We start from the raw sequence: 15,637 nt of genomic DNA on the forward strand, positions 1-15,637 counted from the left end.
GCTGATAAAAAATCGGTCAAAATCCAAAAATTTTATTGATTATATTTTATAATAAAGTGTATCTTAGTTTAGGTAAGCATTTTATAAATAAGGTTTCTTATGCATACAACGACAAGCCATACTCCAGAAAGCAAAAAAAGAAGTGGCGAGCATATTCTTATCAAAATGACATATATCGCCAAAAATGTCGACCTAGATTCGGGCATTGAGCTGACTCGTGCACTTGAGTATTGGCGCAGATATTTTGAAAAAAACGATATCGTTTCAGCTTTAGTTATTAGTGAAGGTTATTTCGTTCAAAGTTTTCAAGGAACAAGACCTTCTATCAATACTGCCTTAGAAAAGATACTTGACGAGCACTCAGCCATTTTTCCTAATATTGTCAATATAGAGGAAATAGAATCGCGTCAATGGAATGGGTTTTTAGTCAAACATCTTACGTCAAGCGCTGAAGATGAAGAGTATGCCCTAAAAAGCTTCTCAGCAGGTTCTGACTATAATCCCTATCTAATGACAAGTACTCAGATTGAAAGCTTTTTGACAGCAGTTTTTGAAGATGCTGACTCTAACAAGTCTTAGACGATTTTTCTATTCTGATTGTCGCAAAAAAGCCGTCTATACCGTGTGTATAGGCGGCTTTTTGGTGAGAGTAAGTTGTGTTTCACATATCTATAAGATGTGCTAGCTGAGTAATGAGGTAAAGTCTTGGTTGATGCTCGTAACATTTAACTGATAAGAACAACTTGGTCAGTATTATCTAATCAGCCCTACATGGTAAAAGCCCAGCCTACGGTTGCTAATCTCGATGCTCCCAAACAACAGCAATCTTAGTACCTAGTATGTTTTCTAATTCTTGTAATATTTCTGGGCGAATAGATATGGTTTCATTAATATCGCTTTCAAATTCTTCGTTGTCATTGTCATCTAATTGCCAAAACCTATTAGTTGCTACAAAATCTCCAGCAGTCATCATAAATGGGCTAGTAATAATAATATCTGAATGGGTTAGTTCTAAATTTTCAACTGCATCAAAATAGGGTTCATGTTCACACTCAATAATATTTCCGTCAAAAAGCGAAAACGCTTTTTCTTTTTGTTCGTCGCTTATTACATGGTCTCGTTCTTTAACATAAATATAAACATGTTGCTCACTCACAATATACTCCCAAAAAGTTAAATAAATTTATTTTAGTTAATTGGAACTTAATTAATTCCAATTCGATTTTAAATATACTGATTATGTCAAAATTTAACTAATCTACAATAATATATTTTAGAAAATATAAGCATGGATAGGTTAGCTATATGGTGCGCCCAACACACTAACATAATAATAATCTCTAAAAATGGTGCACGGGGTGCACCATACGTCAACTAGGCTATTAATCGAGCTTACTCAAGCTCAAATAATCAAACCAAAACTACCCAACCTCAACACTCGTTACATTCTGAAAGCCTCTTGGTAACTGCCCACCACGATTACCACGTACACCCGTATAGTTAGCCAAATCATTTGGCTTGAGCGTCACATGGCGTTTGCCAGCGGTAATGATAAGGCTATCTTGCTGACTGAGTGGCGTGATAGTAAGCACTTCTTCGCCCTCTTTCAACTTGATAAGTTTGTTGCCTTTGCCGCGAGCTTGCTCAGGCAGATCATCGAGGCCAAATATCAGTAAATATCCTGCATTGGTTGCGACGGCGATATGGTCAGGTGCTACGCGTGTATTGCTACTCTCACCATCAGCATTGGCGGTTGTTTCCACTGGTGCATCAATACGTGCAACAGGGAGCAAGCGGCTATCAGTGGCTAGGTTAATGACATTTTTACCCGCCTTTTGATTGCTATCGAGATTACCGATGGTATTGATAAAACCATAACCTGCGGAGCTGGCAAGGATAATGCGTTGATTGTCAGCACCCGTTAATAGCTGCTCAAAGCTGGCACCTGCTGGCGGCTTTAACACACTGGTTAGCGGATCACCTTGACCACGCGCAGACGCTAAATTATGCGCATCGATACTGTAACTGCGTCCCGTACTGTCGAGTACGTAAATCCTTTCGTTTGATTTGCCGCGCACGTGCGCTTGATAGCTGTCACCTGAACGGTAACTCATGCCAGCGGCACCGACGTCATGACCCTTAGCAGCACGAATCCAGCCTGCTTTTGATAGGATGGCGGTGACAGGCTCGCTCGGTACGAGATCAGACTCTTTTAGTGCTTGCGCTTCTTCGCGTTCTGCCAATGGTGATACGCGCTCGTTGCCATGTTCTTTCATATCAGCAGTGAGCTCATCGATCATCAGATTGGTCAGACTGTCTGGATTGTCCAAGTACTCTTGAATAATGGCGCGTTCGGCTGCCAACTCATCTTGCTCGCGACGTAGCTCAATCTCTTCTAACTTCGCCAGCTGACGCAGACGAATATCCAAGATAGCATTTGCTTGAATATCAGTTAGATCGTAGTCCTGCATCAATGTTGCTTTTGGATCGTCCTCTTCACGAATGATGCGAATCACTTCATCAATATTAAGATAAGCAATCAGCAAACCTGCCAAGATGTGTAAGCGCTTGTCGATTTTATCGAGGCGATATTGCAAGCGGCGCGTAACCACTGAGCGTCGACAGACTAGCCATTCTTCTAATATTTCTTTTAGGTTTTTGACCTGCGGCTTACCGTTTAGGCCAATCATATTCATATTGACGCGATAGTTGCTTTCTAGATCCGTACTGGCAAACAGATGGCTCATGACGCGATCGACATCGACCCGTGTTGATTTTAGCTCAAGCACGATACGGCAGGCATTTTCGTGATCTGACTCATCATGAATATCAGTAATCCACGGCAGCTTTTTATCGGTCATGAGCTTAGCGATTTGCTCTTGGATTTTGTTGCCTGAGACTTGGTAAGGCAGCGCATCGATGATGACGAGATTCTTTTCTTTAGGATCAACATGGAACGTCGCGCGCATTTTATAGCTGCCACGACCCGTCTCGTACATCGCTTGCAAGTCTTTTTTACTGGTAATGATTTCAGCTGGCGTTGGCAAATCTGGCGCTGGTATTGACTGCGTAAGCTGCTTGACCGATAGCTCTGGGTTTTTTAACAAACGAATCGCCGCACGTACCACTTCATTGAGGTTATGCGGTGGGATATCGGTTGCCATACCGACTGCGATACCCGTAGTACCGTTTAATAAGATATTAGGAAGGCGGGCAGGTAGAGTGGTTGGCTCTTGCATCGTACCATCGAAGTTATCTTGCCAATCGACCGTACCTTGACCGAGTTCTGCAAGCAAGGTATTGGCATAAGCCGACATTTTGGCTTCGGTATAACGCATCGCGGCAAAGGATTTTGGATCATCGGGACTACCCCAGTTACCTTGACCCGTAATGAGCGGATAGCGATAGCTGAACGGCTGCGCCATGAGCACCATGGCCTCGTAACAAGCACTATCACCATGCGGATGGTATTTACCCAAGACGTCACCGACCGTACGCGCCGATTTTTTGGCTTTAGCAGTCGACTTTAGCCCAAGCTCGCTCATGGCGTAGACGATGCGGCGCTGTACAGGTTTGAGGCCGTCAGCGATATTGGGCAGCGCCCGATCCATGATGACGTACATCGCATAATTGAGATAGGCTTGCTCAGTGAACTCTGCGACTGAGCGAGTATCCATCGGTTCAGTGGGAATGATTGGGGCAATCGTATGATCAATAACATCAGACATAAAATAGGATTCACTTATCAGTTTTAATAGGTATAGATAATTGGTGCAAGCGTACAAATAGGATAGTGCTATCGTAAAGGAAATTGGCAGAATTAAAAAGGTATAAGTCAGAATAGACGACAGGTCGTGACGCGCTTATATTTTGCTTTTATAGAGCCTTCTTATCATGTCCTGATACATAGCTTTTATAGATTAAGTTGAGTATAGTAAATCTAATATTTGTTTTCTATATTATTAATAAGTGCCCTAATATTCGAGCGCGTTTATCTTATGTCATTCATCTATCATTCATTTATCATTGGCGTAATGTGTCGACACGGACACACTGCCATTGACCTATTTGCAATAAGGAATATCTGCCATGTCATCTGACCATTTGTCAAAAATGCTTACACCTGCCGTTATTGAAAACAGAACCAAACACATAGGCAAAAATTTTACTAAAAATGCACTGTTAATTAGTGTTGTAGCCAGTCTAGGATTGACAGCCTGTAGTCCCTCACAAATGAGTAAATCTGTGCCAGCCGAGACAAGCAGCACCGTTGAACAAGATGCAGCGGTGATGTCAGAATCTGTCATGGCGTCACCCATTGCCATAAACTTGGCTAGCGGACAACAGATGATGATACGTTCTGCCCCCCAGACAAGTGTCATACGTCCGTCACCGAGCATCATAGTCACACCAGAGACGAAAGACAACTATCAAAAAAACGAGGCGAATCCTGTACATCGGACTACGGACATGGCGGTATCGACCTTATCTATCGATACGGATACGGGCAGCTACGCCAATGTGCGCCGCTACCTAAATGAAGGACAGTTGCCACCCGTCGATGCTGTACGAGTCGAGGAGATGATCAACTATTTTAACTATCAATTTGATGATGGCAAACGCCTTGGCAACGCACCATTTGTGGTCGCAACGGAAGTGGTTGATTCGCCGTGGGATAGAGCAGATCAAGGCAATAAAATCGTCAAGGTTGGCATCAAAGCCGTTGATAGTAGTTGGTCACAAAAAACTGATAAGCAGTCTATGCCACCTGCCAATCTCGTATTTTTAGTAGATGTCTCAGGCTCTATGTCGTCGCGCGATAAGCTACCATTGGCGCAGTCGTCGCTTAAACTATTGACGGAACAAATGCACGCTCAAGATAGCATCAGTATCGTCACGTATTCAGGCAGTACCAGCGTGGCGTTACCTGCGACCAGTGGTGACCAAAAAGCGAAAATACTGGCTGCGATTGAAAGCTTAAGTGCGGCAGGCTCAACCAATGGAGAAGATGCACTTAAACTGGCTTACAGACAAGCTGAGCAGGCGCTAAAAAAGAACGGCATCAATCGAATTATGATGTTAACAGATGGCGATTTTAATGTCGGTATCAGTGATGTCGATGAGATGTTGGATTTGGTTAAAGCCAATCGCGATCGTGGTATCTCTTTGTCTACGGTTGGCTTTGGTCGCGGTAATCTCAATGACCACATGATGGAGCAGATGGCGGACAACGGCAATGGTAATTACAGCTATATCGATAGTCTGACTGAGGCCAAAAAAGTCTTTGGTGATGAGTTAGCCGCGACATTCAACACCGTTGCCAAGGATGTAAAAGTCCAAGTTGAGTTCAATCCTGATGTAGTGAGTGAGTGGCGTTTGATCGGTTATGAAAACCGCATATTGGCTGAAGAAGACTTTAATAATGACAAAGTAGACGCTGGCGAGTTGGGGGCGGGTAAAGCCGTGATTGCGCTGTTTGAGGTGACGCCAAAAGGGCAAAAAGGTCTCTATAGCGACCGACGTTATGGAGAAAACAGTGCTAAAGAGATAAATGCCAATACCAAAAAAGGTCAAAAAAATAATGAGCTTGGTTATCTAAAAATCCGTTATAAAGCGCCTACAGGCGGTAGCTCTAAACTGATTAGTCAACCGATTAACAACACCAGCCATGCTTTGAATAAAGCCAATATTGACACCCAATTTGCCGTGGCAGTAGCGGGCTTTGGTCAGCGTTTAACCCAAAGTGAATATATTAATAATTGGCAATACAGTGATAGCACAAAGCTTGCAAAAAGCAGTATTGCAGATAAACCAAGCAGTGACAAAGATGGCACACGTCGTAACTTTGTGACGTTGACCGAGCTTGGTAGTGCGCTTGACGGCAAGCGCTAATGAAACGCATATCAGGCGATAGCAACTGATATAAATGGATAATTGTTTAGTAGTGAAAACTGGTAGATATGGCTATTATTTTATAGATAGGCTGTTGATATAAATAGTAATATACTACGTCAAGGTGCTTTGCGAACTCAGGTAGCAATCTTTTGTATTGAGTAGTTTGTACAAAGTGTGTATGTTAAAGAACAAAGGGCTATTTGCTGCTACATTGTTTACTCATCACCATACGTCGACGTCGTCAGCCTTGCCACCCTGAAGAGGGTTTGCTTGCGCTCCGATGTTTCGTATGTTTATCACTCTGTGATTGGTATGGGTGGACGATAACGCATTATTATTACTAGGAGAGATAAGATTATGGAAAATCAAGGTAACCTCATTCGTCGTAATGACAAGGTATGGGTCAAAACTTACGAAAAACTTGGTATTCAGTACAATATTGACATGCCAGCTGCTAACACCTCTTTAATTGACGTACTTGAGCAGAACTTCATCAATCACGCAGGCAAAACTGCGTTCGTATGTATGGATGTTAAGCTCTCTTACGAAGATTTAGACTGCTATAGCAAACAAATTGCTGCCTATCTACAGTCACTTGGGCTAAAAAAAGGCGATAAAGTCGCGGTCATGATGCCAAACATTTTGCAGTTACCCGTTTCTGTATTGGGTGTACTTCGCGCTGGCATGACCTTGGTCAACGTTAATCCGCTTTATACGACCAAGGAGCTTGAGCATCAGTTAGAAGATTCTGATACCAAAGCTTTGATTCTTTTAGAGAACTTTGCCAAAACCTATGAAGATATTGGCAAGGACTTGGTTGATCATGTGGTCGTAGCGTCCATGGGTGATTTGATGAGCCCATTAAAGGGTCTGATCGTTAATACCGTTGTGCGTCATGTCAAAAAAATGGTGCCTGATTATCATATTAGAGGCAGCGTTAAGTTCAAAAAAGCCCTACATCGCTTCCCAGCCAAAAGCTATAAACGCCCTAACAATATCGGTCTCGACGACGTCGCGGTACTTCAGTACACGGGTGGTACTACGGGCGTAGCAAAAGGTGCGATGCTGACCCATGGCAACTTGGTGGCCAACCTGATTCAAAGCGATACGTATCTAGGCGATGCTTTTGATAAGTTCGATGGTAGTAATGAGCAGCCAGTCATTATGACCGCTCTGCCGCTATATCATATTTTCTCATTTACCGTGTGTGGTATGTTTGGCCTATATCGTGGTTGTATCGGTCTGCTCGTGCCAAACCCACGCGATGGCGCCAGCTTGATCAAAGCTTACAAAGACTATCCACCAGCATTTTTCCCTGCGGTTAATACCCTGTTTAATGCCCTCGCCAACAGCGAAGTTTTCCAAGCGTTAGATCATAGCAAGCTTGAGATGTCTATGGGCGGCGGCATGGCAGTATTGAAAGACACGGCCGAAAAATGGCAGAAGATTACTGGTAATGTAATTGTACAAGGCTATGGTTTGTCAGAGACCTCTCCTGTTGCCTCAGCAAATCCGCATGGTACAGGGGAGTTCTCAGGTAACATTGGTTTGCCAATGCCTATGACTGATATGGCCATCTTGGATGAAGAAGGCAATGAAGTGGCCCTTGGTGAGCGTGGAGAGATTTGTGTTCGCGGCCCGCAGGTCATGAAAGGTTATTGGAAGCGTGAAGATGCGACGGCGGAAGTCATGACTTCAGACGGTTATTTCCGTACTGGTGATATCGGTGTGATGGATGAAGAAGGTTACTTTAAAATTGTCGATCGCAAAAAAGACATGATCTTGGTATCTGGCTTTAACGTCTATCCAAACGAAGTTGAAGACGCCATGTCAACGCATCCAAAGATTTTGGAATGCGGTGTTATCGGTATTGATGATGAGAAGAGCGGTGAAGTACCGAAGATTTATGTGGTACGTAGTGACAACAGCCTGACAGCCGAAGAAGTCATCGCTTATGGTAAAGAAAACCTAACTGGTTACAAACGTCCTCGCCATGTTGCATTTATTGATGAGTTACCAAAATCTAACGTTGGTAAAATCCTACGTAAAGATTTACGAGTGCTTGAAGAAAAAAACCACGGTTAGATAATCAATAGTCAATGCTAGACAGTTTGTTATCAGCCACCTTTCATTGGAGCTGATAACAACTATCGTGGTATAAAATTTCGTGATGACCAAAAATGATAAGGCCAGTTCTATACTGCCTTATCATTTTTGTTTGTTTCTATCAGCGTTAAATAGCTGGTTAATATCCCGATATTATTTGCGCTATTTTTCTTGTTTGACGGCAATTTATCTCATTTTTATCACCATTTTTAAATTGAAGACACGCCTTAGCAGAACTGCTATAGTGCCTGCCGATATATTTTCTTATTTAGCGATAGAATTGCATGAGTTTGGCGCTATAGAGCTGGCATGATTATCGTCGTAAAAACGTATTAGCGGCTTAACCTTTTTGCCTGATTTGTAGTAGGCTTAGTGATGAATGTCAGGATTGTTCATTTATTGGAATGCATAAACAATCCTGACGTTCAGGATATTTTCATCAAATTATTCTATCTTTTTAACGGTAATATTTAGGGGAAGTTATGACGGACAATATCAATAAAGAGACAAAAAACGACAGCGCGGCTAAAGATGCTCAGTCAATGATTGAGACCAACACCTTTCCTACGATGCCGACGATAGCTAGTGACCGTCCTTGGCTGAATGCTTACGAGCGCTACAATATCGATGCGACTATCGATATGCCAGATGACAGTACCTCTTTACTTGAAGTGTTCGAACGCAACTTTAGCCGGTATGGACAAAAACCTGCCTATATCTGTATGGGCGCTTCTATTAGCTTTAAGCAATTAGACCTATACAGTCGCCAGATTGCCAGCTACTTACAGTCGCTAGGACTGGTCAAAGGGGACAAAGTAGGGGCGATGATGCCCAATATTTTGCAATATCCTATTGTGATGCTAGGCATCATTCGGGCAGGTATGGTGTTGGTCAATGTCAACCCGTTGTATACCAGTCGTGAATTGTCGCACCAGTTGCATGACAGCGGTGCCAAAGCGTTGTTTATCGTTGAAAACTTCGCCAAGACTTATGAAGAGGCGGAAGACAAAGGTCAGGTCAAGCACGTCATTGTCTGTAAGCTCGGTGATATGCTCGGCACGGTGAAAGGAACCGTGGTTAACCTCGTCGCTCGTCATGTCAAAAAAATGATTCCGTCTTATAGTTTGCCAGAGAGCACCAGCTTTAAGCATGCGCTAAATGCGGTCTCAGCTAGCGAGTATAAGCGCCCTGACATGAATCTAAGCGATGTGGCGTTGTTACAATATACTGGCGGCACGACCGGTGTTGCTAAAGGCGCGATGTTGTCTCATGGTAACTTAATAGCCAATATGCTACAGATTAGTGCGCTCATGGACAGCGCTTTTGAAGATGATATCGAAGCTACTGATGTTCTTTTGACGGCGCTACCGCTATACCATGTGTTCTCATTTATGGTTTGTGGGATGTATAGCATGTACCAAGGTTGTGCTGGTTTACTTATTCCAAATCCACGTGATCTTGACGGCTTGATCAAAGAGATGGGTAAATACAAACCTGCTTTTATCCCTGCGGTAAATACCTTGTTTAATGGCTTAGTACATAAAGACGGCTTTGCCGACCTAGATTTCTCTAACTTAAAAGCCTCCATTGGCGGTGGTATGTCGGTATTACCAAGTGTGGCAAAAGAATGGCATAAAATCACTGGTTTACCTATCGTCGAAGGCTATGGTTTGTCTGAGACATCCCCTGTGGTTGCTTTTAACCCAATGACCATCGCTGAATTCACGGGTAAAATTGGTATTCCGGCTTCTAGCACCGATGTGATACTGATTGATGATGATGAAAATGAAGTCGCCTTAGGCGATCGTGGTGAAATCTGTGTCAAAGGCCCGCAGGTGATGATTGGTTATCAAAATCGTCCAGAAGAAACCGCCGAGAGTTTTACTGTCAACGGTTACCTAAAAACGGGTGACATCGGTATCATGGACGAAAAAGGCTTTATAAAAATTGTCGATCGCAAAAAAGATATGATTTTGGTCTCTGGCTTTAACGTCTATCCAAACGAAATCGAAGAAGCCATGAGCGAGCATCCAGGTGTGGTAGAGTGCGGTGCCATTGGTATTCCGAACGATGATCGTGGCGAAGAACCAAAAATCTTTGTGGTCAAAAAAGGCTATGTGACTGAGCAGGAGCTGCTTGATTTTGGCAAAAAGCAGTTGACGGGTTACAAACGTCCGCGTCACGTGCAGTTCGTTGACGAATTACCAAAATCAAACGTGGGTAAAATCCTCCGTAAAGAATTGCGTAAGATGGAAGGTTTAGAATAAAGTAAGCGCCACATTTAATGGCAACAACGGCGTAATAGCTTGAGTGAATCTTGCTATTGCGCCGTCGCCACGTTAGGATGTCGTAATATTTAGGTCTGCTAAGGCATCCAGTTATCCTTTATTTCGGAGTGTCAGTATATTGGAATCCAAGTGTTTCGGAACTCAAGTGTTTCGCTAAATAAATACTGGCTACTACCCAAATAATGACAGACCCCTTATCTTATGACATTGCTTTTAAAACATCGTACTAGGAATTTTTATGCGTATTGACAATCGTGAGCTTGACCAACTTCGCTCGATCAGCTTTGAGCGCCATTATACTAAGCATGCTGAAGGGTCTGTATTAGTCAGCTTTGGCGACACCAAAGTACTCTGCACAGCCAGTGTTGAATCAGGCGTACCGCGTTGGCTCAAAGGTAAGGGTAAGGGCTGGATCACGGCAGAATACGGTATGTTGCCACGAGCGACCAATACCCGTAATCAACGCGAAGCGGCACGTGGTAAGCAGTCAGGTCGCACGCAAGAAATTCAACGTCTCATCGGTCGTAGCTTGCGTGCCATGATTGACTTGAGCAAGCTGGGCGAAAACACCATTTATCTTGATTGTGATGTATTGCAAGCAGATGGTGGTACTCGTACCGCTAGTGTGACTGGCGCAGCTATCGCGCTCATTGATGCGTTAGAAAGCATCCAAAAAGCCAAAAAATTGAAAGTGGACCCATTGATTGGTTTGGTCGCTGCGGTTTCTGTTGGTATGAAAGATGGCAAAGCGTATCTAGATTTGAACTACGAAGAAGACGCCAGCTGTGATACGGACTTGAATGTGGTGATGACTCAGAAAGGTGAGTTCATTGAACTACAAGGTACGGCAGAAGAAAAGCCATTCACCCGTGCGCAAGCAGACGATATGTTGGTACTGGCAGAAAAAGGCATTGCAGAGCTTATTGCGATGCAAAAAACAGCGTTAGGCTGGTAATTCACTGTTAATGTCTAAGATAATGAAATGTTTTTTTGATGCTATTGTTAATCTTCGATAGTTAAGTGTCTTTTGACAGATAGTTGTTTCCCAAAACCCATGGTTGTCTTTTAAAAGATAATTGTCTCTCAAAAAACAGTGGTTCTGCAACAGGTAGTAACGCATGCTCAAGCTGACTGATGATGGTGCCAAAATCACTCTGCACGCTCAACCGCAAACGGCTGATAATGGTCTGTTTTGGTTTGGGTCAGCATTGCTTATTGGTGCAGTTGCAGTCGCCATGGCCATGAGTCTACTCTCTGAGCGCTTGGCTATTGGTGCGCTTGCTTTGCTTATTATCGGTAGTTTTATTTTTAATAAGCAACGCCAACAACGCAAAAAGGCCATGAGTGGCGTTATTAATAACGGCATTTTATGGGTGCGAGCTGGTGAGCTGGTGCATGACAATAATGGTAAGCGTGAGCACATCCATTTGATCGATAGTGATGACGTCAAGCTTATCGGCGAACAGCTACAAATTTGCGATAGTGACAATGTACGTAAGTATCATATTAGCGGCTTTGAGACTGTCCAAGAGGCAACCGCTGCTAAAGCTATCTTGCAAGGTCAAGCGCTGACAAAGCGCCATGTCAATATTAAGATGAGCAGCGATTAGCGTCTTTACTAGGGCGTGTCCTCGTTTTTAAAATGAGGGCACGTCCTAGCCTTATAATTGTGAGCCTATACTTTTCTAAAAATTTCTATCCCACTCCCGTATTATTCGTACTTACATTTTTATTGCCTGTCTAAACCCTTTTTCTCTACTACCATTAGTCTGTCTTTTTATACCTTTTATCGTCAATGAAAAAGGAATAATGCTTGCAGATGCACGCTTAAATAGTTTATAAATAGGATTGGAAATCCAACCCCTATTATTGTTAATGCTATCATTGCGATGCTATTGACAAGGAGCTAGTCATGTCGCGTTTGCCAGTGTCTATGTCGTCGGTCACAACGTCATGTAGTATGTCGTGCAGTCTATTGCTACTCACTGTCGGTGTGGTAGGTCAAGCCCATGCAGATAGTATGAGCGCGCTTATTGCACAAAAATCCGTCCAGCCTGAGTACAGTGCCCGTTATACACCAACGCCTGCTGCGGTACCTGCTGCCAAAGTGAGTACACGCTCTACTATTCAACGTGCTGGCAGCTATCGATCAAGCCCTGTCAATGTTCGACCAACTAGTACTCCCTCTTATTCAACCACTAGTTATTCTAACAACAACCCTTACGCGAATCCGCCAGCTGTCAATACTTCTTATCGTTATCCTGACGTACAACGTCAAGCACCTAGGGCGCTACCAGCGTTTTTATCCGGTAGTTATGATAACGTCGATAGTGAGTATTTACCGTTGCTCAGCAATGCTGAGACGCAAAGCAATATGGCAGCGCGTGAGGTGGTGAGTACAGCGCGCAAAATGGCACTGAACGAGCGCTCGATTATTCAAGGCGGCTGTTGGGATTATCTGGATGCGGTATTTAAACGGGCAGGGGTGACGCGTGATACGGTGCATAAAGGGACTTATGGTCAAGGTCCGTACGCCAATAGTGGCGAGATTGAAGTCGGGGATTGGCTCTACTATATTAATCATGGCTACAATGGTGTTGAGCATAGTGGACTGTTCGTCGGCTGGGTTGATGAGCGTGCAAAGCAAGCATTGATACTCAGTTATGCGGGCGAAAACCGACGCGAACCTGCACGTTATCGTGTTTATGATTTGAGTAATGTTTATCAAATCATGCGCCCTAGTGTTTAAGCTCTACTGTTTGACAGTAAGTCATAAAATACGATTGGCTATGTCAAATGCCTTTGGTGTAGTAAGATAATAAAAAAGCGTCCGTTACTTATTAAAGTAGCGGACGCTTTTTATTTTTAGGCTGTTAGTTCTAGAAATTAGCCATTGTACTGAGCTCTAGAAAGGTTTTACCACCACTAAAATTACGATAATGACCAAAGCAAATACTGGCACTTCATTAAACCAGCGCCAAAATTTATGCGACTTATAATGTGGATTATCCATCAGTTTTTTACGATAAAATCCGCATGCACCGTGATAGCCAGACAGTAGTACGACCAGCAAGAGCTTAACGTGTAACCAACCTTGAGTTTTATACACATCCCAGCCTAGACCTAACATCCATAGACCAAATACCCATGTCGCTATCATCGATGGTGTCATAATACCGCGATAGAGCTTGCGCTCCATAATGGTAAAGCGCTCTTGGCTAATGCTATCATCACTCATCGCATGATAAACAAACAGGCGCGGCAAATAGAAAATCGCCGCAAACCAGCAAACCATAGAAATAATATGTGCTGCTTTAATCCAGTTAAAATAGTCTGCCATCTAGGTTTCTCTTACTCAGCTTTGATTGTCTACTGCTAGTTGGTTATACGGTAAAGTGGAATGTATTCATCAGGCCTTAATCAGCCATCACGACTTGTGTCTGATGACCGTTCATCGCATCCATTACAGGCAATACTCTAGGCGCTCTTGGTGCGGCAAACTGCTTTGTTAGACCAAGCTCACGCATGAGTCTGTCATCGCCTGATTGACTGGCGTTACCAGTGGTCAGAAGTTTGTCACCATAAAAGAATGAATTGGCACCTGCCATAAAGGCCAGTGCTTGCTCAGAGTCAGATAGGCTTTCGCGACCAGCCGACAGGCGCACATAGCTGGTTGGGCAGCAAATACGCGCCACGGCAATCGTACGAATCCACTCAAATACAGGCAGCTGACCTTCTGCTAATACCTTATCGCCAATCGGGGTGCCTTTAATGGGCACCAATAGATTGACCGGAATCGACTCTGGTGCTTTAGGCATTTTTAGCAGCTCGTGTACCCAGTCGATGCGATCGTCACGGCTTTCACCCATACCAACGATGTTGCCGCTACAGACATTGATACCTGAATTGCGCACGTTATTGATAGTATCTAAGCGCTCGTCATAGCTGCGCGTGCTGACAACTTGCTCATAGTAGCGGCGCGAGGTATCCAAATTATGATTGTAATAATCCAATCCTGCATCCGCCAATTGCGTTGCTTGATTGGTATCAAGCATACCAAGCGTCATACAGGTCTCAAGACCTAACGCTTTTACTTCTTTGACCAATTCAACCACATAGGGCATGTCTTTGGCGCTAGGATGTTTCCACGCTGCACCCATACAGAAGCGTGACGAGCCACTGGCTTTGGCACGTTTGGCTGCGGCAATGACCTTATCGACTTCTATGCGTTTCTCTGCTTGCAAGTTGGTGGTATCGCGATGATGACCTGATTGCGAGCAATAGCCACAGTCTTCTGGGCAGTTACCTGTTTTAATAGACAGTAAGGTACTGATTTGCACTTCATTCGCTTTAAAATGTTGACGGTGAATGGTTTGTGCTTGTAATAATAAATCCATCAAAGGCAAATCAAAGAGCTGAGAAATTTGTTCACGGCTGTGTTTGCTGGTCACATTTTGGTCTGTTTTAATCGCGTCTGTGGCTAGCATCGCCAACAACTCACTGGTTGTATTGGCTTGATTGTTAAGTGTGTCAGTTTGGCTGTCGGCGTTAGGTTCTGAGATACTAAGCAGTCCTGCCATAATATAAGTCCTTTTATAACGGTATTAAAAATATGGATATTTGCGTCTTTTATTGTTTTAAAGTATTTAATGGTTCTAAAACAATAAAAAAGGCTGCGATATAGTATACCGCAACCTTTTTAGAAAGTCAGAACGCGACTAGATAGTATTTAGAATGGCTACAATTAAGCACATTAGAAACATCTTAGAGGCACATCAATAGTCATTGTTGGCTATTCATTTATTTAACTGTTTATGTCTGACTATTTACCCAATTTATGCTTAGCAACACCAACCCAATGCTCAGCAAATTTCTGTGCTTTATAGGCATAAGGTTTGGCTTTATCAAGATAAGGCTTACACTCTTCTGGAATGGCTGGCACGATGTGTTTGGCAAGCTTGTTGAACCACATCATTAGACTGTAGTCACCCTCGATGCTCAGGTTGCCTTCTTGTACTGCTGTCATAAAAGCAGGCAGACTGCCTTGGGTCAAAAGCTTAACGCCAGTCATAGAGTCTTTGAAATTGATGGTTAGGTCCGCTTCTTTTGCATGACCGCTATGTTGGCTAAACTGTCCATTATCAAAGCTAAAAGAACGGGCAATATCAGATTCAGTACTAGCAAATTCAATCGTGACTTTGCGATCAGAAAATAGTGCTTTGACGTCTTCATTGTCGCTATCAGCTAGCATAGACAAGCGATAACCGACCACGGCCAATAATGCATCTAATGGGTCAGATTTGATATCTAATACAGGAATAGTAAACATAGTGGAACTCCTAAAGGGT

12 protein-coding genes are annotated in these 15,637 nt (G+C 43.4%); 7 read left to right on the forward strand and 5 right to left on the reverse strand.

The window, feature by feature from the left end:
- The first annotated feature begins 99 nt into the window (after nucleotides 1-99).
- Nucleotides 100-579 (forward strand): BLUF domain-containing protein, encoded by a 480-nt coding sequence (locus AAEY72_RS03375; protein WP_352309442.1) that lies wholly within the window; start codon nucleotides 100-102, stop codon nucleotides 577-579.
- Between the two features lie 217 nt (nucleotides 580-796).
- Here AAEY72_RS03375 and AAEY72_RS03380 read toward each other — a convergent pair whose 3' ends face one another.
- Both AAEY72_RS03380 and parC read right to left on the reverse strand, forming a co-directional pair.
- The gene (locus AAEY72_RS03380) at nucleotides 797-1,156 is read right to left on the reverse strand and encodes a hypothetical protein (protein WP_045443948.1); all 360 of its coding nucleotides are present in this window, start codon (nucleotides 1,154-1,156) and stop codon (nucleotides 797-799) included.
- A gap of 265 nt (nucleotides 1,157-1,421) precedes the next feature.
- Nucleotides 1,422-3,728, reverse strand: a complete 2,307-nt coding sequence (gene parC, locus AAEY72_RS03385) for a DNA topoisomerase IV subunit A (protein WP_352309443.1) — start codon at nucleotides 3,726-3,728, stop codon at nucleotides 1,422-1,424.
- A gap of 361 nt (nucleotides 3,729-4,089) precedes the next feature.
- On the opposite strand from parC, the gene AAEY72_RS03390 reads away from it, so the two are divergent.
- From AAEY72_RS03390 to AAEY72_RS03415, 6 genes are all read left to right on the forward strand, one after another.
- Complete coding sequence (locus tag AAEY72_RS03390; RefSeq protein ID WP_352309444.1) at nucleotides 4,090-5,892, forward strand: vWA domain-containing protein; 1,803 nt, start codon at nucleotides 4,090-4,092, stop codon at nucleotides 5,890-5,892.
- Between the two features lie 360 nt (nucleotides 5,893-6,252).
- The gene (locus AAEY72_RS03395; protein WP_352309445.1) at nucleotides 6,253-7,980 is read left to right on the forward strand and encodes an AMP-binding protein; all 1,728 of its coding nucleotides are present in this window, start codon (nucleotides 6,253-6,255) and stop codon (nucleotides 7,978-7,980) included.
- 503 nt (nucleotides 7,981-8,483) lie between these two features.
- A complete protein-coding gene (locus AAEY72_RS03400) occupies nucleotides 8,484-10,268 on the forward strand; it encodes an AMP-binding protein (RefSeq protein WP_352309446.1) in 1,785 nt (594 codons plus the stop codon).
- 259 nt (nucleotides 10,269-10,527) lie between these two features.
- Nucleotides 10,528-11,244 carry a ribonuclease PH gene (gene rph, locus AAEY72_RS03405; protein ID WP_352309447.1) on the forward strand — a complete coding sequence of 239 codons (717 nt, stop codon included), beginning with the start codon at nucleotides 10,528-10,530 and terminating at the stop codon, nucleotides 11,242-11,244.
- A gap of 163 nt (nucleotides 11,245-11,407) precedes the next feature.
- A complete protein-coding gene (locus tag AAEY72_RS03410) occupies nucleotides 11,408-11,899 on the forward strand; it encodes a hypothetical protein (RefSeq protein WP_352309448.1) in 492 nt (163 codons plus the stop codon).
- Nucleotides 11,900-12,201: 302 nt separating this feature from the next.
- Nucleotides 12,202-13,038 carry a hypothetical protein gene (locus AAEY72_RS03415; protein WP_352309449.1) on the forward strand — a complete coding sequence of 279 codons (837 nt, stop codon included), beginning with the start codon at nucleotides 12,202-12,204 and terminating at the stop codon, nucleotides 13,036-13,038.
- Nucleotides 13,039-13,194: 156 nt separating this feature from the next.
- On the opposite strand, the gene hemJ is transcribed toward AAEY72_RS03415, so the two are convergent.
- From hemJ to AAEY72_RS03430, 3 genes are all read right to left on the reverse strand, one after another.
- Nucleotides 13,195-13,629: a protoporphyrinogen oxidase HemJ gene (gene hemJ, locus AAEY72_RS03420; RefSeq protein ID WP_010201681.1), complete on the reverse strand. Its 435-nt coding sequence runs from the start codon at nucleotides 13,627-13,629 to the stop codon at nucleotides 13,195-13,197.
- A gap of 76 nt (nucleotides 13,630-13,705) precedes the next feature.
- Nucleotides 13,706-14,776, reverse strand: a complete 1,071-nt coding sequence (gene bioB, locus AAEY72_RS03425; protein ID WP_352309608.1) for a biotin synthase BioB — start codon at nucleotides 14,774-14,776, stop codon at nucleotides 13,706-13,708.
- 335 nt (nucleotides 14,777-15,111) lie between these two features.
- A complete protein-coding gene (locus tag AAEY72_RS03430) occupies nucleotides 15,112-15,618 on the reverse strand; it encodes an SCP2 sterol-binding domain-containing protein (RefSeq protein WP_352309450.1) in 507 nt (168 codons plus the stop codon).
- Nucleotides 15,619-15,637: the final 19 nt, after the last annotated feature.

Origin of the sequence: Psychrobacter sp. W2-37-MNA-CIBAN-0211, assembly GCF_040309405.1 — a bacterium.
Taxonomy (GTDB): domain Bacteria; phylum Pseudomonadota; class Gammaproteobacteria; order Pseudomonadales; family Moraxellaceae; genus Psychrobacter; species Psychrobacter glaciei.

Coding starts and splice junctions, on each gene's coding strand:
- AAEY72_RS03375 (WP_352309442.1), top strand. CDS start 100: ATGCATACAACGACAAGCCATACTCCAGAAAGCAAAAAAAGAAGTGGC.
- parC (WP_352309443.1), bottom strand. CDS start 3,728: ATGTCTGATGTTATTGATCATACGATTGCCCCAATCATTCCCACTGAA.
- AAEY72_RS03390 (WP_352309444.1), top strand. CDS start 4,090: ATGTCATCTGACCATTTGTCAAAAATGCTTACACCTGCCGTTATTGAA.
- AAEY72_RS03395 (WP_352309445.1), top strand. CDS start 6,253: ATGGAAAATCAAGGTAACCTCATTCGTCGTAATGACAAGGTATGGGTC.
- AAEY72_RS03400 (WP_352309446.1), top strand. CDS start 8,484: ATGACGGACAATATCAATAAAGAGACAAAAAACGACAGCGCGGCTAAA.
- rph (WP_352309447.1), top strand. CDS start 10,528: ATGCGTATTGACAATCGTGAGCTTGACCAACTTCGCTCGATCAGCTTT.
- AAEY72_RS03410 (WP_352309448.1), top strand. CDS start 11,408: ATGCTCAAGCTGACTGATGATGGTGCCAAAATCACTCTGCACGCTCAA.
- AAEY72_RS03415 (WP_352309449.1), top strand. CDS start 12,202: ATGTCGCGTTTGCCAGTGTCTATGTCGTCGGTCACAACGTCATGTAGT.
- hemJ (WP_010201681.1), bottom strand. CDS start 13,629: ATGGCAGACTATTTTAACTGGATTAAAGCAGCACATATTATTTCTATG.
- bioB (WP_352309608.1), bottom strand. CDS start 14,776: ATGCTAGCCACAGACGCGATTAAAACAGACCAAAATGTGACCAGCAAA.
- AAEY72_RS03430 (WP_352309450.1), bottom strand. CDS start 15,618: ATGTTTACTATTCCTGTATTAGATATCAAATCTGACCCATTAGATGCA.